The organism is Bacteroidales bacterium (assembly GCA_013141385.1).
GTDB lineage: Bacteria > Bacteroidota > Bacteroidia > Bacteroidales > Tenuifilaceae > UBA8529.
In genome coordinates this window covers 44566-66211 of sequence record JABFRB010000041.1, presented here as the reverse complement: position 1 = coordinate 66211, position 21646 = coordinate 44566, and the positions used below count along the sequence as shown (strand labels likewise).

Sequence of the window (21646 nt, the reverse complement as noted above, 5' to 3'; positions counted from 1 at the left end):
AAAAAATAATGTACAGTTGCTAACAATGTGTTTATTCTATTTGGGCAGATGACGGTTTGGTATTTCACAACTTTTAATTAGCATTAGTAAAAAAGATATTAATTTTATGAAAAATTTGAACGAAGATAATCTGATAAGTCAATTATTGAAAGTTTCTGTGGACAAAGCTGATTCTCTAAAATAATAGAAGGTGATGATAGTATACTATTTTCAGAACTCCAAGTTAGATGGTTTATCATATTTGTTTCATTGTATTGCTTATAAGAGTTTTGCTTTCTGAATCTTGGGTCAGAATACCATTTATCTATCATACTTAGCCAAGTAGAATCATTTTTATTATACAAGATTTCTACTCCCTCTATAAAACCACCAACCTCATTAATGGTATCACTATATACAATAAAAATAATACCGAGTCCAATATTTGGTATTGTTTCAAGTAAATGTTTATACTCTAGGAAAGCCTGATAGCAGTGCTTGCATTTAGGGTTTAGTGCAAAAATTATTTCGGGTCTACCAATTCTTGAACTTAGAATAATCCTCCTATCGTATGGAATCAGCTTAGGGCTCTTTGCTAGTAATGTTTCAACAACTACCCTTGAGTGCTTTAATGAATGGTAACCAAGCACTTCCCTATTTAACCTATCTCTTGAATAGTAAACTATTAGAATTATTGTAAGAGAAAGAGCGAATAGCAAGGAAATAGTAATTATGTATAAATATCCCTTTATGAAAAAAGCAGATAGGTTTAAAGGGTTAATGATAAAGAGAATACCGCATATAATAGTTGATGTTTGAATTAAAGTACAGAATGGGCAAATCCTCCTAATTTTGAATATCTGGTATAATATAAGAGATATGCTAAAGGGAGATATAAGCAAGCAAGAGAAGCTAATTAGACTAGCTGGAATAGATATATTCTTCTCGGCTAAAGGAAAGTTTAGTATTAACAAATAGAGGAAAGAAAAAAAGAAGAACCCCAGTCCTGCTAGGGAAATAAAACTTAAAGGGTGTGAAATTTTACTATTAATAACCTCTTGACAGTCAAACTTACTACTTGCATGGCAAATTTTTTCCTCAAATTTGCTTTTACTACCATTTTCTAATCTCAGAAGGGTATAGCTAGAGTACAAGCAAATAGCCACCAAAGTTAGAGTAATGAGCGATGAGACGTTGAAATCATTAACCACCCTAAAAAGCGGGTAGGGAATTAGTAAAAAGAGAAATAGTATAATGATTTTATCCAGTTTGCTAGAAATGTTTTCTTTTTCTGACCATCTTGTTGATGGCAATAGCTTTGTGTTTAAATCCAACGATAGTACAATCCCGCTCCATCTTGAAAGAAAATCTTCTAATGAGTACTCTTTCTTCGTGTCTTTTGAAGTCGTAATTTTTAATTCATTATCGGTAATATCATCTACTAATACAAATTCGATAGGGTTAATAAATTGAGCAATAAATGGGAGAGGAATCTCTTTTACTTTCTCTTTTGGCAGTTTATACCCAACACTTTTAACACCAACACTGAGAAAGAAATCTCTTATTGCTTTTATGCTATCGGGAAAAGCATGAGAAGAAAAGAAATCTTCTATTTCATCTTTTGTTAAACCAGTCAAACGACGTTTAATCAATTTGTTTTTGAGCAAATGGTTGGGGAACGTGTATTTCATATTCTTTAAAAACCAATACAAGTATAGGGATCGTAGGGGCATTTGCTGGGTTTTGAGTATGGATTGTTTATGTCAGCCGTAAATGCACGACAATCTGAGCATATATACCTGAATTCGCAATCCTTGCACACTTCTATATCATCTTTTTTAACAGACCACCAAAATTTAAATTCGTCCCTTTTTATTATATCGGCGAGGTTAACATCCTTTATGTTACCATGATTAATAGCCATTGAAGGGCAGTTTTTAATAAAACCTTCGGGCGTAAGAGCTACCTTTCTATTTAAACAGGTATTAAAAAGATGAGCTTCGTTAAAAAAATCAACTTTTAGAGTAAAAAAGTACGGTTTTATATTTCCACAAGAATTTTGATTATTAATCATTTCGCTTGTAATTCTAACCCTACGATTATCTTCAACAGATTGAGGCTTTTTGTTAATATGATTATAAACAATTACGTCAGCAACCCTAGGGAATAGGTTAATCAATCCTAAGAGTTCAACCCAAAAATTAGTTTGATTATTAAATGGAATAATCAGCTGTACAGAGTTTACATCTGTTTGGTCAACGATTTCTAAAATTGAGTTTAATTTTTGAAATGATATTTCGCCAAAATTCCTTATTTGAAGGAATGGGCAACCGATAGCATCTAATTGTAAAATAAACTTTTCCCAATCGGTATCATTTTTCTCATCCACATCAATTATTGCATTTGTAATAGGGTGTGGCGAGCTCCAGCTTACCCTAATGTCAGGGAAATTTTCAACGCTATCCGTTTTGAAAAATCTCCCCATCTGCTTTTGCTCTAGCTCCTCAGTTAACTCTTTTAACCCATCATTACTTGAAATGGCTTCGTAGGCTATACCATTTTCATCTTTTAGCAAATCTAAAAAAGAGTTAAACTTAGAGGGAATGATAAACACACGCCCATTCAAATCGCAAATGATACTCCTTGCAGCACCTTGTACTACTTTACAGTTAGCAAAGAGTTTAAAAACATAATCATTACTAATTACCATTTACTGAGAATTTTCGAGCAGGGTTTGTTCATCTTTTCAGATAAAATAATTGTATTGCATTTTTTTGATTTAATTATGGGATTTTTAATAATTCTATCTTTACTTAGTGCCTTTAAATTCCATAAATGTAAAGGTAAATAGTAGTTGAACTTAGTATTCTTATCTTCCATTTTCTGTCAGCTTATTTGCAACAAATTCTTCAATAGAGTAATTACAATGGTAGGACATTTCATTAAGTTGTCCATACTGATTTAATCTCTTTAGGTTAATTCCTCGAAGCTCTGCTTCGATAGAATAAATGGCTTCCAAATAATACCTCGACAGCTCTGCTGCGAGGTAGTTTATTTCAAGAAAATATATATTCCCGCTCTTATCAACAATAAAATCAAATGAAGCCGTATCTATATCTAATTTGCATGCCAAGTTTAGCATTTTATCTTCAACATCACTGGGTAGTTTATATGGAATGTGTCGTTTCATAGAATTCTCAATTTCCTTAATGTCGGTATTATTATCATCTTTCACCAGGAAGGTTGCCATTGAAAAAACCTCACCACAAAACAAGAATGATCGAATCTCAAACTTTCTATCAATTTTATTTTGAAAAAGGGTAGGAAAAAAGGTTTCTGGTAGATGGTCAAAACTGGAGTTGTCAAATTTATTAACAAACCCAACGAGATTCTCTCCATTTATTGTACCAAGAAAACTATCACTTATTGGCTTAGTAATCAAATTGGAATGTTGTTGATAAATTTCACGTAACATTACTTTACTATTAATAACAAAGGTGTCGGGCACATTTAATCCATTGGTTGAAGCCATGAAAAGATGGTAAAGTTTATTTCCTTTATTTTCAATATGATTTCCTATTATCAACTCTTTGGTCTTTAATATCATTAGTATTCCACTTGATAGAGCACGTGCTTCTCGGTTTAAAAAAACTTGAAATTCTTCGCAAACATCTTCTGAATCCCCATAAATGCTAAAACTAAAAAATCCCCTTCTATGCCATACCTTATGTTTAGTTATTTTAATTTCTTCATTATCATTTAACCTAGTTATTGAAATTTCACAGTCACCTCCTTGAATTCTAAGATCAATTAACCGAATAGGCTGTTCGGAATTAATTCGATAAATTTTTTCGTTATTTAATTTTAACCAATCCTCAACACGATTAGAAAAAATATCTACTTTTTCAGAAATTATAATCATTTCCAAACAACATTGCTATTTAGGACATAAATTACTTAAATTGCGCTCATACACATTTTGCGCATCTTCTGGCTTGGTATATTCCATCATGGTTCGGTAGTTTTCGGTTATATTATAATTACACTGGGTATTAAAATCAATATATAGTTTTATATACTCATCTTTTTCGAGGGCTGAAAACGGCCGCCCATTAGTTAGAAGGGAATCCGTATATCTCGCTTTTTGGTAAAAATTCTCATAGGTTTCAAGTCCGAAAATTTCTCTGTTTTTGTTTATATATTGTAATTCATCTTTGCAAAGGACTGTTGGTGATCGAACAATTATGAATTCGTCGAATTGACTTACTGGCATCCCAAATTCATAACCCATTTCTTTTATTAATTCAGTGAAAGTTTCATTGTTATAGTTACCCTTTACTACCTCCTCCTTTAAAAACTCATAAAATTTGATTTCATTAAAATCAAAATGCTCTAAACATCTATATACGGTGTATTTCTTTTTGAACAATGTGTCATTTTTAACTCGTTCTGCGATAGCTTTAAGTTGAAAGAAATGAAAAATAGGCAACCAGAGTCTCCCTCCCACATCATAAGCCAATAGGTTATCTATACTGCTTGATAAATCTTTAATATACTTAACATGTTCTATAACCTTTTGTGCGTACATCTCCATATTTATGTAACGGTATGAGTTAACTTTTTGGTCATTATTAAATATTTTTTCAAAAATTTCATCCAAATTTTGGTTATTTACAATTATTGCTTGTCTCTGGAGTATTGGGGTTTTCAGGGTATCAAAGCAATTTAGTATTTTAGATTTTCTAAAGCCCTTAGTGGCTAGTAAGGCGAACAAAGAGTCAGCAATCCTGTCGTTGTCCATTTTTCTGTAGCATACAGCTTTATTATAAATATCATTATCCCTTGGATTGGAAACAACCCTAAATGCTGAATCGTAATAGCTTAAAGCAAGAACAAAATTGTTTTTTGTTATGGACAACTCAGCAAGATTTATATAGTAAAAGTAACTTATTCTCTGGTTTGAGAAGGGTAACTTTTGAGCATAACTCATATTAATAGATAGGATTAGAGTAATAAAGATAATTTTTCTCATTTGCTAGATTAATTGATTAACATTCTGTGAATAAAATTCATGTATGATCTAAAAAAGATTTTTAATCAGTTTTTAATGAATTTTAATGAAAAGTTTAATTAAAATACGGATGGTGTGTTTAATAAAATTCCACATGCTGTTTTACGCTATAGCAAAAGGTTCAATTACTTGTATAGCTTCTCACTTTGACTATATTGAATTGGCATACAGGTTATCAACAAACATCAAATTCCACTTTTTGTAAAAACTTTAATAAAAACCTACAGGTTGGATCGTTTCAATCTGTAGGTTTTTTATAATAAAAAATCATTAACAACTACTTTTAACGAGTTCGTTTCTATAATTTTTGTCTCTTTCAAAACTCATGTAAGCATTGTCTATTAACTCTTTCATTGAAGTTTGGTCTACATGGGTTCACACTGCAAAAACAGAATAGCCTTTTGTGTATCAATATCTCCCCAGTCGCCTGCACACCATTGATCCCCATTTATTATTCCACCACTTCTTCCCCAATTAATTCCACCTGTAACGTTATCCATTTCAGAACTTTGTAACTCAAATTCTACTAAAGAATCATTTCTTTTTGTTTCCATTGTTTAAAATTTATTAGTTAAACATATTAATTATGAAATGCCGCTTAATAAATCAGCATCTCATATCAAAACTACAAAATATAATTGATTATTGTTAATGGTTTTTGATTTTTTGTAACACACGATGTAACTTATTTATATCTCTGCTAGGCTAAGGTTATAAGTAAATAAAGCAGAAATGAATTGGTTGGTAGTACCGCCGTCCATATATTCTTTTAGGCTTTGCCTAGGGTACTGGGGTTAATATGATGTGAAAAACAGGAGATTTTGGATAAACAGTGTACCATTGCTAAGCGAACTTAATATTCAACTTACCAAGAGCTAAAAGCTAAAAAAAGCCCTACTCTGAACCGCACCCTAAAAGTTGAATATAACATTTAGTGGTGCAGTTCTTTTTTGTAGGGCTTTTTTTAAGCTATCCAACTTAAAATTCTGTACCATTAGAACTAATATTTTTTACGGCTTTTTACCTTTTCTTAGCGTTTTCATAATCAAAAGTTTTTAGTTAAACATTTAGTTTATTTTTACTTAGTTAAAAATCATGATCTTTTTGAGTTTCATCCCCTCCCCTGATTTGCATTAATTCTTTTACCTTAATGGCTTTGAATCCTTTTACTGATTTTTTTTGTTTCATTTTTTTTAATGTTTTCATGACTTTAGGTTTTAAATTAGACTATTCGGTTTATTTTTGCTCCAACATAGGAACAATATGGCAATAATAATGAATTCTTTTAAATCGAAAGGCAATTTACTGGTATTCAAATTCCTTGTTTTGTCAATACTATTAATTTCTATTAGTCAATCAAAAGCCTGTATCCCAAAAACCTCCGATAACGATAGGTTAAATACGCTTTACGAAAACAGTAAGAATTATTACGCCATTGGAGATTATTTCAACGCTCTAAGAGATTTGAATGAGATTCTTCTGCTCAAAAGCAAAATGAATGGCGATTCTAATCCTGAATATTTTAAGGTATATAATAGGTTGGGATTGATTTATAAAAAGCAAGGCGATCTAAATAAGGCAATTGATTTCTATAAAAAAGCAATAGAAAAAACCTCTGAAAGCTATTACATATCACTAATCAACGATAACCTTGCCAATATTTATTCTTTAAGAGGCGATTATGCAAAAGCTATCTCTTATTTCGAGAACACCCTATCAGTACTTGAAAAAAGTGATGATGTGAAAAAATACCGCTATATGGCTGATAACTATCATAATCTTGGGTATGCATATCGTAAATTAGGAGATTATAACCTTGCTAGGGTGAGCTATCTAAAAAGCATCCAGCTTGCAGAAAAAAATAAACTAGGAGGTGTCGGTGAAACCTATTATAATTGCGGACTGACCTATCAAAAGTTGGATAGTTTGAATAGAGCCGATTACTGTTTTAAAAAGGCAATTGAATGTAATACTAGAGAGTTTAGCGAAAACCACTACATGACTGCAATGTCATACATGAACTATGCCCTTTTTTATTCTGAAATAGGAGAATTTTCAAAGAGTGAGCAACTTTACCAAAGGGCATATAGAATTATAATTAATGCGCTAGGAAACAAACATCTCTATACCTCTTTTTGTTTGAAAAATAACGGACTGCTATTTTACCGTAATGGTAAATATAAGCAAGCACTAGAGTACTACCAAAAATCTTTAATATCCAAGATAAATAATTTTAATGATTGTTCAGTATATGCTAATCCAAATGCTGATGAGCTACCCGATATGGATTTATTGGATATACTGAAACTAAAGGCGCAAGCCCTAGAACGATTAGCGGAGCAAGAAAACAAAGCACAGAACCTTAAGGCTGCCCTTGCCACGCTTGAGCTGGCTACTAGCTTTACCGAGCGGTTGCGAACTGGCTACCTATACGAGGGTTCTAAGTTGCAACTAGCAGCAAAGGAGCATGAAACATACCTGCTAGGGGTAAGTATTGCCAGCTCGTTGTACAAGATTACAGGTGATTCTAAGTACGCAGGTATTGCATTTAGGTATGCCGAGTACAGCAAGTATGCCGTACTAAGGGAGCTGAAAAACGAAGAGATGGCAAAAGATATGGCAGGTGTTCCCGATAGTATCAGCGAAAACGAGCGAAGGATAAAACAGCAGATTGCCAGCCTTAGAATGCAGGTTGAGGAGGAAAGCAAGCAGGAACGCCCCAACAAATTAAAGATAGATAGTTGGGAAGAGCAGCAGTTCAGCCTGTCACAGAATCTTGAGGGTTTAATGCAACGGCTTGAGAGCAGCTACCCTGAATACTACAAGCAAAAATACAGCAATCAGGTTGTAAGTATACCGCAGCTGCAAAGGGCTATGGATAAAAAGGAGGCTCTACTGGAATACGTTTTGAGAGATAATGAGCTGTACACCTTTATTATTACTAGGGACACATTTTTACTTTTGAGGCAGGAAACCGATAGCATTTTCCGTTCAAAACTAGACTTTTTTATTTACGCTTTGTACAGCCTGCACTCAACGGGCTATTTCAAGTACAGGGATGCTGCCTATATTCTTTACCAGAAACTTATTGCCCCAGTAGAGACATTGCTAAAAGACAAAAATCTGCTTATTATCCCAGATGGTGATCTAAATCGTATTGCCTTTGAGGTACTTATAGATAGACCGTACATGGAGGGTGATGATGGCGATTACGCAAAAGAGTCGTTTCTTTTAAAGAAGCATCCCATTGGCTATGCATATTCAGCCACGCTGTATAGCAATTCATTAAATAGCGTTCATAGCGGCTCGCCCAATTTTCTTGGAATAGCCCCAGATTATAAGAACTCGAAGGATAAGCTACGGGATATTCCCATGGGACTGAAGAATGTAAAAAGACTAGCCATGCTAACCTTTGGGAAATCGCTAACAGGGGGTAGTGCTACGGAAGAGAACTTCAGGAGGTATGGCAATAGCTACGGGATCATCCATTTCTATGCGCATGGGTTCGAGGACACCCTTAACCCTGCCAACTCGAAGCTTATACTGGCTGCCCCCGCTAATTCTTCCGAGGATGAGTACTTACATGCATGGGAGGTGTATAATATGCAGCTGAATGCGGAGATGGTTGTGCTTGGATCGTGCTATTCGGGTTCGGGGAGGATGTCGAAGGGGGAAGGGGTGCTAAGCATAAGCCGAAGCTTTATGTACGCAGGTAGCGAATCGGTAGTAATGTCGCTTTGGGCGGCATCCGATAGGTCGACAAACAACATACTAAATAGCTTCTATAAAAACCTGCGTAAGGGGATGCGCAAGGATGAAGCCTTACAACTTGCCAAACTGGAGAATCTTGAAAAGGCAGAACCAATTTTTGCACACCCACGGTACTGGGCGGGCATTGTGATTAATGGCAACCAGAATGGGCTATACCATTACTGGTATCTAAAAAAGATAGGCCTTGCCGGCACCATAATTCTAGCGTTACTTTTTGTTTTCTGGAAACGGAAGGCGATAAGAAACTTGTTGTATAAAGCAAAAAAACAATAGACAACCGTTCAGACTCTTTCAGATCTTGCGACGCTGAAAGGCCTAGTTGGGTTACTCGCGAAGTTTCTTTAGAATCTGCTTAGCTTTTTTATAGTTACAGTTATTCTTATTCACAATGATTTGAAAGGTATCAATTGCCTTCGCTCTATCTCCAAATTTTAAATAGCAAAGCCCTAGATACCATCTAGCCTGTGGGATAAAATTAAGTTCGCTTCGGTTCGCCAGAATTCCTTCGAAATAATTTATTGCTTCCTTATATTCGCCAATCTGCATCAGGGTGAGTCCAATGTATAGATCCCTTTCAACTTCGATGGTTACTGATGCGGGTAATCCCTTTAATAGCAATAGCGCATTTCCATAATCGCCTGACATATACTTCTGTTTGGCAACAACCAAGGAACTGTTATTTATTAAATATAAATCCTCTTCACCAAGCGGATTATAGTAATCTGCATATAGCCTGTTCTCCAACGAATCGCTAGGTTGAATATTGTAGCCTATACTTCCACCCACAATAAGTAGCACAAAGATCGAAGCAGCGGCTAACCAGTATTTAAATCGATCACTTATAGAAGTTTTCTTTATTATGGTGATGCTAGGGGTGTTGGTGCTGGGTTGTTCCTGAGATGCTTCGTAGTTTTTAAAAGCTTCCTCCAGCTGCTTTTTTAGAAGAAGTTCCTCCGAAGAGCTACTTGTTTCCTTAGGCTGGTCAACCTTACTGAAAATCTCCATATTTTTTATTAACATGCTCTCGTACTCAAATCGCTGGGTTGGGTTCATCTCATTATCATAGTAACGCTTCGTATCGATTTTAAATTTTTCTTCCTTATGGATTTTTGCTAAACGCTCATCCTTGATTAGTGCATCCGCAACTAAAGACATTTTTTCTTCTGAAAGCTCATTTAGTATAAAGGCTTTAATCATATCCCTGTTAATCTCTAAACTCATAGATAGTATTTATTATATACAGTGTATATTAATGATTACAATATTAATAAAAAACATTAAAACAACAAGCAAGCTAATTTATTTTGTTAATATAAGTAGCATTAAATACGTATTTAGTGTTTTAAAAGATTCATTTGCTAAAATATTATTTATGTGTAGGAAAAAGATGTTTTGAAAGGTCAGGGAAGTAAAAACTTGGGGAAAAGTTACAAGGTGCATGGGATTGTTAGGGTAGCAATATAGAAAGTAACCTGTGGGAAGGTTAAAGGATTTAATGAACGAACCCTGCGAAGGCAGGGTTTTTTGTTGTTTTGAAGTAGTGCGGTCTGGTCAACCGCTATTTAGTAAGGACGAAGATACGCTTCGCTAATCTACGATGAGCGAGGGGCAGATTCTATATTTTTTGCTTCCAAAGTTCTTTTTTAAAGACCAATGTTTTCCCTCATTAACTATTCCATCTTCCCAAATAAAATGATGTTCTGCAAAGATTATGCTTAATCCACGATAAGTATAATCTAATTCTCCCACTTGAAAAGAATTTAAGAAATGTCTGAATGCTGTAAGAGATTTATTGTCTGAATAAGTCTTGTCTAAATCAAACCGAGGACATGATAATATTGGGATATAACCGAAATTTTTAAAATCTGTGTAACTGTAATCGACACATTGTCTCATGAAATTAGTTTGACTGTGTAGTCGATCTAATTTTGTCGGTGATTTAAATTCTATTCCAAATGCAATGTCTTTATTTTTCCAGTCACTCTTGTCTTTCGGAGTTATTATAGCATCAATTCTCATTTTCTTTCCTGTTAAATGTATTCCAGAAACTTGCTTTTCGATAAGAAAAAACATACTTAATTTATTCAGCCAAGATTCACTGAATTCATTTTCATATGAATCATGATATTTTAAATAATTCTCTGGTCTGCCCATTTGTAACTTCTTCTTTTAGCATTGCCCATTACGAAATCCTACGAAAGTAGATTTTTTCTGTTTGATTAAATTTTGAAGAATAGAAAGATGGAGGCACAACTTTTTCCGAGGCTATTTATCGGAAGCCGTCATCTCAATCCATTCATTTTTATTTTAGTTTTACAATCTCCAGCGAACGGGGGATTTATAATGTGTTGTGCGTAGTTTTTAATTTATTTCAAATAAAAGATATTCAACTGACGTACTCACGTGAATTCCATATTGTCCTACAGGTAAATTATTCAGTTCTATCAAATAGGAACTTTGTCCATATTTCTTTGCAGAATATGTAAATGTGTCTAAATTCTTCGTTTCTGCGCCGCCAATTACTTTCGCCTCAGCCATAACAGAAGTCCTCAAATTTTTTTCTTGAGTTAATTTAAACACCTCTATTAAAGATGTTGGGTCATTTGAGTTATCTGTCATTTTGATTATAAAATGAATCTTTTCTTTACATGAGATTTTAGTAGTAGATTCTTTTCCTTGAAATACAAGTTTCGTTTTTGTTTTTCCAGCGGCTAAGTTTGCAAATGGAACATATGATGCCGCATTTGATTTTATAGATATTGTATATTTCTGTTTTTCTAGAGGAATTCCGTCCCCAATTGTGTCATTGACATATATTCCATTGTTAGCAAATTCAGGTTCCTTAATTCTAATAGTTTGTCCTAATGCTACATTTGTCGCAAATACTAACAATAAAGTCTTGATAATAATTTTCATAATTTAACTTTTTATGTTATTAATTCTTATTTCAGTTTCAAAATTCAAGCAAATTAAGTTATTTATTGCAAAATAACGCCAAACTCGCTTATATTATGATAACCCCATACTTTAACATTCATTTTGGCATGATGGGAGGTGAGATGAAAAGGTAAACTGTAGATAAGGAGTAACACCTGACCATAATATTATGATCAGTTGTTTCTATTAAAGTGTTGACTCTTTCTTTTCAGCCCACACCAAACTAGCCCCCACCGCCATTACAAAAGCAAAACTAGCTAGCCTCTATGAAATCCCAGTGGGTTTCATCAGTAATGTTTTCCAAATAATAGCATCCAAAGTGCCACTAATTAAGGAATCGTAAAGCCCAGCATGAGAGAATCATTTTCAGAAAAGAAGGAGTAATAAAGCAGGCTCAAACGATGAACCAATTCCTGCCCAAGCTTAGGATACACGGTAAAAGGATTCGGAATCCTTAAAACAAATGAGTTATTGCAAATAGGGGGGGTAATGCGCCTATAACCCAAAGAGTGAAAATCATTAGTAGCAAATCTGGCTTTGTGTTAATGTATTTTAATTAGGTTGATAATAAACGAATGCAAATTATTGCGCTAAATGTTTTTAGCCAAAATGGGTAGTATATAACTGGTTTTGTGTGTATTGGTTTAGGTGGGATGATTTTAAAAAGAGGATATCTCAAAAGTCTGAAACACTTTCTTTTGAACTGCACCCCAAATGTTGAACACAATATTTGGGGTGCAGTTCAACTTGTGACAGCATAAACTCAAATTCGTTTTTCAGTAGAAAAACATAATTTCGTTTTTTAATAGAAAAACAATTTATATACTTGTAAATAAAAACATTATTGCAAAATTAGCAAGAGCAATAATATGCGTAAATGGTTTATAATAGTGTTGGGTGTTATATTAACAAAAACAAAACCATCGTTTTTAAATAATTAAGAATATGAGTCAATCGTGGTTTGAAATGCAAGATTTAAGGAAACGAAAACTGGATAATTCTGTTTGGATCCCTCTTAGAGCAGAAAAAGAAATTCGAAACTCTGTATCTTTTGGAAAGGTTGATTACTGTGAAGAATTCATAGGCTATGGCTCAATCATGGTTTTTGTTGATAAAGAATCTTTTGCAGAAAAATTAAGTTGGACTGATATAGGAATTCGTCCTACGCACGGGTGTTCTTTTCTTGATAATGTATATAATCAGGCTGATATTTATAATGGGGCAGATTTTCAAGGAATACATTTGGTCTTAAATCAAAGTTTTGATAATAATTTTGAATCAAATGAATGGCATTTACATCAAGATTTAGTTATTAGTTTAGGTTTAAAAAGAGAAGGTGATATTTGGCTTTGTCCAAAAGAAGGTTACGTTGAGGTTGCTAAACTTGAGCGAGACGATGAAGGTAATCCTAAATTATTAGAGATTAGGAATCAATTTCTAAAAGATTATTTGTGTTCAAGAGAATGTGGTTTATATGTGACCTCTTACTTTAGTAGAGATAAAATATATAATGACACATCGATTCTTTCATGGAAAGAGGAATCAAAAAGAGTGGAAGAAGGGAAAAATATCTGGGAATGTAGAGTTTTAGAAATACACGAGGGGGGATTTCCTTTTGGTGAAAAAATAGCAGTTTCTCATGTAGGCAGAATTGACATTGATGAAAATGAAGATGTTCCTGATATGACATCTTTTCCGACAGATGCTAATGTAAAGGCAGGGTTCTATGAAAAAAGTTTTGAAGGAAAAAAGTTGTATCGAATTATGGCAGAACTTTGGAAATACGATTGGATTAATCCAGCTAAAATAAGCCCAATAGTATTAGGTGATGAACAACCGATTGATATTTTTTACATTGTTGATGCAGAAGGAAATAAGGAAAGCGGGAGTAGTTTAACAAAAGGAGGGAAATGGCTTTGGTTTAAACCAGAGTTAATTTCGACTTTGCTATCAAAACGTGGAAGTTTTTTAAAGTGGTATACAAGAGACACTGGGTGTGTGTCATGTGCTCCTGACGGAGGTATTCATTTTGGAATGAATGATTTAGGATTAATTACGATCTATGCAAAAGATATTGGAAATTTGCCTATGTGGCAACAACAAATTTGGGCAGGATTTAACATCTCTCCTGAAGGAGGTATTTCCAAAGAATTACACGCCTCCCAAGTTAAAGTTGAACCCGCATCAACACTTGCTCCAGAAGCGTTTATAGAAAGAGTAATTAAAGAAATAAATGAAGAAGCAAAAAAACAGTTAAATATTCATTTTTTTAGAGGACATAACTCAATTAGTGATATAATTCTTTCAATTAATAGGTTTAGGGCTGTTGATGAGAAAGGATTGTTTTCTCTTGCTAAAGATATTGCAAGAATAATAGTGGATGATATGGACACAGAATCTATTCAAAAGATTGCAACACCTCCGAAAAATACAAAATGGGGTTCTTTGAAATCTATTGAAAACTTTTTAGCATTAAAAATACCACTAGAAACTGCAAGAGAAATTCTAAGCCCATTTGTTGGAGTTTATGAATTAAGACATGGAGATGCTCATTTGCCAAGTAGGGACATTGAAAATTCGTTTGATTTGATTAAAATAGACAGAAATTTGCCTAATGTGATACAAGGATATCAAATGATATTTGCATGTGTTGATAATTTACATGTAATTCTAAGAATTCTTGAAAGATGGAACGATATAAAAAAATAAAACACAACACCTAGTAAGGGTTTATACGCTACTGTGGTTTAAGTGGTTAGGTGTGCTTCGCTCTCGTTTGCAAGCTTTCTGCAAGAGGGATAGGAAAGCGTCCGCATAATCCCCAACTACATGTAGCCTCGACTGTCAACCTGTGCAAAAACTAGGTAAAACAATTTTTTTTGAAAATTTATTTTATTAAATTACAATAAATTTAGCAATAGAAGATTTACCTCAAAGGAGGTTTTTGCACAAACTGATGTTATGTTCAATCCAACCTATGTCAGAGACATTGAATTTCAAAGTGAACTTCTAAAGTGAGGGTTGTAAAATGAGAAAAGTAGTATTTTAAATTTACTGATTATTAGATTAATACAAAAACGTTAGTTAGAGTCCTAAAAAACGACATAACCGACTGTAAACGAACAGAAAAATGAAAGATAAAATAACAACGCTTCAGCAAAAACAAAAGAACAGCAACCCGACCACAAGCCGAGGTAATTGCAGCACATTTGGTTTCGCTCCAACGCACTTAAAAAGACAAAGTCAACTCGGTAAAGATTAAATTTGATTAATGGAGAATTTAGATAAGATATTAGAATTATTTGCAGAAAAATTTCGATATATCGTGCCTGACAGCACCGATGCCAAGGTATTATTCTCCATATATATTGACTGTAAAAACCACACTGACATAACTTCTTTTAGCGAATCGGAAATTAGAGAACTTATTCGCAAACATCACAAAGAAGATACAGAAACTGAACGAGAACAAAGGCAAAAAGTTGAAGAAAGATTTCAAACTTTGTTAAGACAACAATTCCTTGACAGAAATAGAGAAAAAAGAATTGTCCTTACTGATTATTCTTTACAGCTATGCAATTTATTCTTCGATAAAATTCAGCCTTTAATCAATCCTTCTGTTATTGAAAAAATATTAGAAACTGTAAAAACCACACTTGAATTGAGTTGTAAAAGTATTGATGACTTAAAAGTATGGTATCAAACTCAATTCATCAAAGTTCTAAAAGTTGAAATAGCAAATCAAACCATTGCTATGGACTATCAAATTTCAGAACTTAAAAATATTTTGAATCAAAAGTTCAAAACATTACCTTATGAAGAGTTAGTTGAATACTGTCAAGAGCAAATGGACATTGTAATTGAGGATAGAAAAAAACTTACAAAATCCTTTAGCGGTTTAGATGCCATTACAGATATACTTGCAGAAACATCTTTAAACAAACTTGACAATCTTGATTTTATTGATATTAAAAGAAGTCTAAACGAAACACTCGAACATTACAAATACAAACTTGAACAAACAGGTGACAATATTTCAAAAATCAAAAATATTGTAAGAAGTTTATTTGACATCGTTGGCAAAAAGGCATTTGACAGAAAGCTGGAAACGTTTTTTTATCAAGTGTTAGAGGAATCGCAAACAGAGAGTAAGTCCAATAGAATAGATAGCGAAGATTCTCTTTTCTACTCAGTAGAAATTTCATTACCTGAATTTGCTCAAACTCTTTCATTCATTAAAGATACACCAGACAAATTTTTATATCCTGAATTTTACGAAAGTTTTAGTATATCAAAAAATCAGAAAGCAGAAACAGTTAGTCGCAATTTAAAGAACATAGAAATAGCAGCAAACAAAAGTAGAAAGCGTCAAGAACAAGCGCGAAAAATTGAAAGTTGGTTTAAAAATTTGAAGGAACAACTGTCAACAAAAGACGAAATAGACTACTCTGCCTTCTATATGGAAATGCTGACAAAGGAGAAGGATGTAGAATTGGCAATAAAAGGGACGGAGCATATTCTTAAAAAACTAAGGCAAGAGAATTTTAAAATTGAAACCACAAGTGATTTTGCTCTTGACCTTAACAATCCAAATAATGCAATATGGAATATCAAAATAAAGAAACAGTCCTTGAACTAAAGCAAGACAACATTGATAGTTTTGCAAAAGCAGACCACTATTTGCGTTCGGGTGTGCATATACAGAATTATAAGTCACAAACACGGATTTTTCAGTTCATTGAAGACAACTACCCTTACTTATATCCATTCTACGAAAGAATGTATAGGGCTAAGCTATCTTTTTATCAAAGTATAAATGGGAAGTTCTACTACCTTGATTATTTTGATGATGTAAAAAGTAAGTTGAGCAAAGAAAGTCTAAAACCCAAGCACACTTTGTTTGCAATCTTTCTTTATATGCTTCACCGAATTGAAAAACGATTTTCAACAACGCTTTCTAAACAAGAATTGATTGAGGTTCTCAATAATACTCACAAGATTAAACCTCATATTCATAGACTGTTTTTGGGAGCAGAAAAAGAAGATACAGTCCCAACTCAAACAACACTATATAAGTGGGTTAGCGAAAGTTTAAGGGAATTGGAAAAGTTAGGTTGGGTTCAGACATTGGAAGAAGATAGCGAACAATTTGAAATACTCCCATCCCTTGAAAGAATTGCTTTGATTTACGCAGATGCTATAAATAACATTGAAGAAATTAGAACAACTAATGATTAATAATTAACAATGAACTTCGTAGGCAAAAAATATCCAAGGATTTATTCTATTTCAACTGTTGGTATAACACGCCACAACAATACTGACTTGTTGGTGCATCCATTGCGAACAGATTTTACAGGACAAAGCGGGACAGGAAAATCACTCATAGCAGCAGATATACCACAGTTAATTTTAACCGCAGGAAAGTTTTACAAATCTGCAACATCATCAAACGACCCAAGAGAATATAACGAATTACCTTTGAAAAAACTAAACTCTGCTTATGCCTTTTTGAATATAGAAGTACAAAAAGGAAAATTCATTGTAATTGGCGTTATGATTAAACGTTCTCCAAAACAGTTAACTCCTTTTATTATTCAAGGACAAATGGGAATTGATGCCGAGAGAAATCCGAAATTCAAACCACTTGATAAAATCATTCGTTACAAAGATTTTTATGAAGGCGAAGAACTTTTAACCCCCGAAAACTTTCAAAGAAAATTCGACAAGCAACAAATTTATCTTGCAACTTTTTACCATAAAACATCAGTATATCATAAACTATTAAAAGAAAATAAAATATTGCATATCGATTTAAGTGAAGATGAAAATTTGCAAAAACAATATGCACACTCTCTTCAAACACTTTCAAGAGGAAAAGAAATTGCCACCGAAGGCAATGCATTTAAGAGATTTCTTTTTACTGAAGATGATATAGTTGCAAAGAAATTCAAAGAGCAATCAAAGTTGATTGAAGATGACCACCGTAGATATGAAGAAGAATGGAAAACTCAAAATGCTTTATCTAAGAAACGAATGACCTTAAATGATTTGCTGACTTTGAAGAAAGCAAAAGTTGAGGCATACGAAGAAAGATTAATCAAAGAGGCAGCGCATTTTCATCAACAACATCAACAACGTGAAAAACAACTGAAAAACGCTATTGAGCAATGTTTTGAAACAGAACTTGAAATAATTGTTGTTAACGAGAGAAAAAATGAAATTGAGTTTGAATCAGTAAAAAAAGACATTGAAAATTATTCGAGAAAGTTCAGTGAAGAAAAAAAGAAATACAAAAATGCAAAGTCAACAAATGAAGAAATTCAAAAACAATTAGACACACTTGAAAAACTGATTATAGAACTTGAAAAACCATACAAGGAATTAGAGGAGAAGAAAAAGAAAATTGAAGCAGTTGAGTCGCTTTTAATGCGATACAAAACAGTTGTGGAAATTAAAATTGCCTATGAATTACAGACGAAATCAATTCTTCAAAAAGAAAAACTGCAATCGTTATACATTTTTCTGAGTAGCAATAATTTGAAAAAAGAATTTGAAGAATCCGAGTATGCAAATTCATTCAAAGCAGCCATTGAATTTTACTCTAAGCGAAAACCACAAATTAGTATAGAAGTTTTAGAGATTCAAAAACTTAAAGACATTATAAAAACACAAGACAGTAGTTCATTTGCAGGTTGGGCGGTAAAAGAAGAAATAAAATTAAATCAGTTGCAAGAATCAGTTTTATTTCATTTCGCTACGCTTCGAACAAAGTTTGACAAAACAAAACATTATATTCCATCGCCAAAAGAATTTATTGAAGCACTTAATAAGGAAGTCGTAGAAATCGAAGCAACATTCGTAATAAATCTTTCAGGTTTACACTATCATATACAAAAAAGAGAAAACTACATTTTTGGAAATCCAAAGAAACTAAAAGGAGAGCTTGAAAGAATCGGGTATCATTATCAGGAGGAAATTGATAAACTAAATCAAGAACTAAAAACAATCGAAAACCTTGATACACTTTTCTCAAAAGAGTTTTCCTATTCTGAAGAACATTTGAATGCTTATTTATACAGAAACGACATTCAAAACTTTATTGAGGATACAAACTTGAAACTTACAAGAGAGCAACTTGAAGAACAGATTACCCATTATGAGGTAGAACAAACATTACCGCAGGAACAAAAAGTAAAAATTCTTTATACACCTGCATTAGAGGCTTATTTCGGAAAACTAACACTACAAAAAAACAGTAAGGTTGAGCTAGAGCGCAATTCAGCTACTCAAAAACTTGCTTTAGACACAGCAAAAGAAATTAGAAATAAGTTTTCAGAAAGCATCCTTAATCGTATGCGTCTAACAAATGAAAAAACAGCAAACGATGCAAAAACAATATCTTGGAAAGTAAATCTTGAATTTACATTTAAAAGTGGAAATGAAACATTTTATAATCCATTCAAGAATAATCAGGAAGATAAAATTACAAAGTTTAGAAATAAGTATAAAAGCGAAACAAATGTTCAGGAACTATTACAACGAGAAAAAAACTTGTTCCAATCCAAAGGGCAAGAAATCGGAGAAGTTGTTAGTTATAAATTAGCAATTCCCTATTTGTTGCAGCAAGCCGAAAACAAAGCCAAAGACTATAAAAAGCATTTCAACACAGAGTTCAATACTGACAGTATTTTTGAAACCATTTCAGAAGAAACTCTGAATGGAATCAGGGCAAAAGAGAGCAGCACAAAATTGGTTTATGAAAATAAATATTCAGAAACATTGACTTTGTTTTCAGACGAATTGAAAGGAAATCCTGTTCTAAAAAATCACAATCACGATTTAAATACCTTAATTCTTGAACTTATTCCACACGAAATTATCTCAAATAAAGACGACCCTGAAAAATCATTAAAATCGGATATTGAAAGTAAACTTGCTTTATTAAGTCAGCAGATTATGGAGTTGAGCAAAGAGGAAGCAAGGAAAATTTACGATACTGTGAAAGAATTAAAAAGAATTGTTCGGCAACAAACCGACTATCTTGACTATGTAAAGGCTGTTATCTCAAATTTCAAATTGGCTTCTCACAGTAAGGTTTTGCTTGATTGGAAATTTTCTAATGATTATAAACTTGAATGGATAGATGCTTTATACAAGGATATTGCAGAAGCTAATTTTACAGACAACTTGTTTGGAGAAAAAACAAAAATAAATGCACAAGAATTACTTGTAATGAATTTCAAAAAGTATTGCAATACAAAATCAGAGGTAAAAGCAAACGATATTCTTAATCCATTTAACTACTATGATGCTTCCGCAAGAATTGTTGACCCAAATGATGAAAGAAGCCCAGGCAGTTCAGGGCAAACTTATGGTATGCTTGCATTGCTTTGCATTGCAAAACTTTCAATAGTAGAAGGTAAGTCAAGAGAAGCATTTAGTAAAATTGAACCCGGTATAAGAATTTTACCAATTGATGAAGTTGCAGGGTTAGGAGAAAATTTTGATATGCTATATGATATTGCTCAACGTTTGGATTACCAAATTTTTACAATGACAATTACAGCAAACGATTTGACATTTCAGGAGGGCAGTCAAATCTACTATGAATTTATTAAGAACGCTATTGAAAAACATTTTGAGTATAATGAAGGTATTCAAGCTTGCTTTTCTAAAGATAATTTGATTGAAGACATAGAAACTCATTTCGCAGATTCAACTTTTAGTATAGAGCATATAACAGAATGATTCCTATTGAAACACCATATAAAGTTATAAAGTATTTGGTAAAAATTTCTGAGGAAAAGACTTTACCAAAGAACTATGAAAACGAAACTCTGATTCTGCATTTCGTTGAAAGAGGCTACTTGACAAGTTCAGGTGATAGAACTAAGAAATATTCCAAAACATATCTTTTTGAAAAACCATTTGTAGATGAAGTTCTCCCTTCTTTCCAAAAATACAATTCATTTATAAAGAAACACCGAATAGAGAGTTTAGAAAATCACTATTCAGTTAATGATTTTGAAGCATTAATTCAAGTTGAAAATAATAGAGCAAAAATTCTTAATGATAATTATTCATTTCAAACAATTTTGGCAAAGTATTTTGGTAGTTCAAAACATAGGAAAGTAAACAGTATTCTATCAGATGCTATTAAGAAAATTTTGAACATTGACTTTTTCCCCGAAGATGACAAAGACCAACAATATCTATCTGTTCTTTATCCCAAAATTGAAACTAAATATATTATTCTTTGCGAAAATAAAAACAGGTTAATAGTTCCAAGACTTGATTTCATTGAGTTTTGGTTTGCAGGAGGAAAAAACACAAGACAACTTCAATTCATACCAAAGCCTAAGTTTCCCATACTTTATTTATTTGATTGGGATTTTGACGGATTGAATATTTATACTGATATTAAGCGCAAATATTTGCCAACTATTGCAGCTTTTATTCCTGACAACTTTATATCACTTATGGAAAAACAGGAAAAAGTAAAAGAACATCATAGCAAATGGAAAAATAGGAATTTCTTTCAGTATTTAACTGAAAAAGAAAAAGAAATTGCAGGGATTTTGATTGAAACAGACAGTATAATTGAAGAACAAAAAATACTGTTAAACGAAAATAATTTATTGAGGAATGGTATCAATTGACAATGTACAGAATACCAAGCCAATGCACAAAATAACCTCGAAATGACAACAAAACAGACGACAAAAATAGAAGGGCAGCACACAACAAGCGATATAAAGCATTGAGGTTTAAGTGGTTATTCGAGCATCCCGCCTCGCTTCAACTTTTGTAACAATGGATGCGGACGCAGCACCACAATCCGCTTCATTTCATATACGCTACCGTCAGTCTAAGCAAAAACAAAGA

The 21646-nt window shown here is 33.0% G+C and carries 14 protein-coding genes; 6 read left to right on the top strand and 8 right to left on the bottom strand.

Translation table 11 applies throughout. The features are described from left to right. Positions 1 to 104: 104 nt before the first annotated feature. The 5 genes from HOO91_19370 to HOO91_19350 all read right to left on the bottom strand — a co-directional run bounded on the left by HOO91_19370 (position 105) and on the right by HOO91_19350 (position 5604). On the bottom strand, positions 105 to 1670 hold the full coding sequence (locus HOO91_19370) for a hypothetical protein (protein ID NOU19723.1): 1566 nt from the start codon (positions 1668 to 1670) through the stop codon (positions 105 to 107). Positions 1671 to 1675: 5 nt separating this feature from the next. Next, positions 1676 to 2689: a grasp-with-spasm system SPASM domain peptide maturase gene (gene gwsS / locus HOO91_19365; protein ID NOU19722.1), complete on the bottom strand. Its 1014-nt coding sequence runs from the start codon at positions 2687 to 2689 to the stop codon at positions 1676 to 1678. Positions 2690 to 2848: 159 nt separating this feature from the next. After that, complete coding sequence (locus HOO91_19360) at positions 2849 to 3907, bottom strand: hypothetical protein (protein NOU19721.1); 1059 nt, start codon at positions 3905 to 3907, stop codon at positions 2849 to 2851. Between the two features lie 9 nt (positions 3908 to 3916). Beyond that, entirely contained in the window at positions 3917 to 5011 is a 1095-nt protein-coding gene (locus tag HOO91_19355) for a hypothetical protein (protein ID NOU19720.1), read from the bottom strand. A gap of 404 nt (positions 5012 to 5415) precedes the next feature. Beyond that, the gene (locus tag HOO91_19350) at positions 5416 to 5604 is read right to left on the bottom strand and encodes a hypothetical protein (protein ID NOU19719.1); all 189 of its coding nucleotides are present in this window, start codon (positions 5602 to 5604) and stop codon (positions 5416 to 5418) included. Between the two features lie 709 nt (positions 5605 to 6313). Between HOO91_19350 and HOO91_19345 the strand changes: the two genes are divergently transcribed. Further along, the gene (locus tag HOO91_19345) at positions 6314 to 9094 is read left to right on the top strand and encodes a CHAT domain-containing protein (GenBank protein NOU19718.1); all 2781 of its coding nucleotides are present in this window, start codon (positions 6314 to 6316) and stop codon (positions 9092 to 9094) included. A 51-nt stretch (positions 9095 to 9145) separates the two neighbouring features. Here the strand turns inward: HOO91_19345 and HOO91_19340 are convergent, their stop codons facing one another. From HOO91_19340 to HOO91_19330, 3 genes are all read right to left on the bottom strand, one after another. Continuing rightward, positions 9146 to 10042, bottom strand: coding sequence for a tetratricopeptide repeat protein (locus tag HOO91_19340; protein ID NOU19717.1), 897 nt, complete (start codon positions 10040 to 10042; stop codon positions 9146 to 9148). 366 nt (positions 10043 to 10408) lie between these two features. After that, positions 10409 to 10975, bottom strand: a complete 567-nt coding sequence (locus HOO91_19335) for a hypothetical protein (GenBank protein NOU19716.1) — start codon at positions 10973 to 10975, stop codon at positions 10409 to 10411. 207 nt (positions 10976 to 11182) lie between these two features. Beyond that, positions 11183 to 11737, bottom strand: a complete 555-nt coding sequence (locus HOO91_19330) for a hypothetical protein (GenBank protein NOU19715.1) — start codon at positions 11735 to 11737, stop codon at positions 11183 to 11185. A 987-nt stretch (positions 11738 to 12724) separates the two neighbouring features. Between HOO91_19330 and HOO91_19325 the strand changes: the two genes are divergently transcribed. The 5 genes from HOO91_19325 to HOO91_19305 all read left to right on the top strand — a co-directional run bounded on the left by HOO91_19325 (position 12725) and on the right by HOO91_19305 (position 21420). After that, positions 12725 to 14467 (top strand): hypothetical protein, encoded by a 1743-nt coding sequence (locus HOO91_19325; GenBank protein NOU19714.1) that lies wholly within the window; start codon positions 12725 to 12727, stop codon positions 14465 to 14467. Between the two features lie 562 nt (positions 14468 to 15029). Then, entirely contained in the window at positions 15030 to 16397 is a 1368-nt protein-coding gene (locus tag HOO91_19320) for a hypothetical protein (GenBank protein ID NOU19713.1), read from the top strand. Further along, positions 16361 to 16996 carry a hypothetical protein gene (locus HOO91_19315; protein ID NOU19712.1) on the top strand — a complete coding sequence of 212 codons (636 nt, stop codon included), beginning with the start codon at positions 16361 to 16363 and terminating at the stop codon, positions 16994 to 16996. Before HOO91_19320 ends, HOO91_19315 begins: the two co-directional genes overlap by 37 nt. A 9-nt stretch (positions 16997 to 17005) precedes the next feature. Beyond that, positions 17006 to 20509, top strand: coding sequence for a hypothetical protein (locus HOO91_19310; protein ID NOU19711.1), 3504 nt, complete (start codon positions 17006 to 17008; stop codon positions 20507 to 20509). Continuing rightward, positions 20506 to 21420: a hypothetical protein gene (locus HOO91_19305; GenBank protein ID NOU19710.1), complete on the top strand. Its 915-nt coding sequence runs from the start codon at positions 20506 to 20508 to the stop codon at positions 21418 to 21420. Before HOO91_19310 ends, HOO91_19305 begins: the two co-directional genes overlap by 4 nt. Positions 21421 to 21646: the final 226 nt, after the last annotated feature.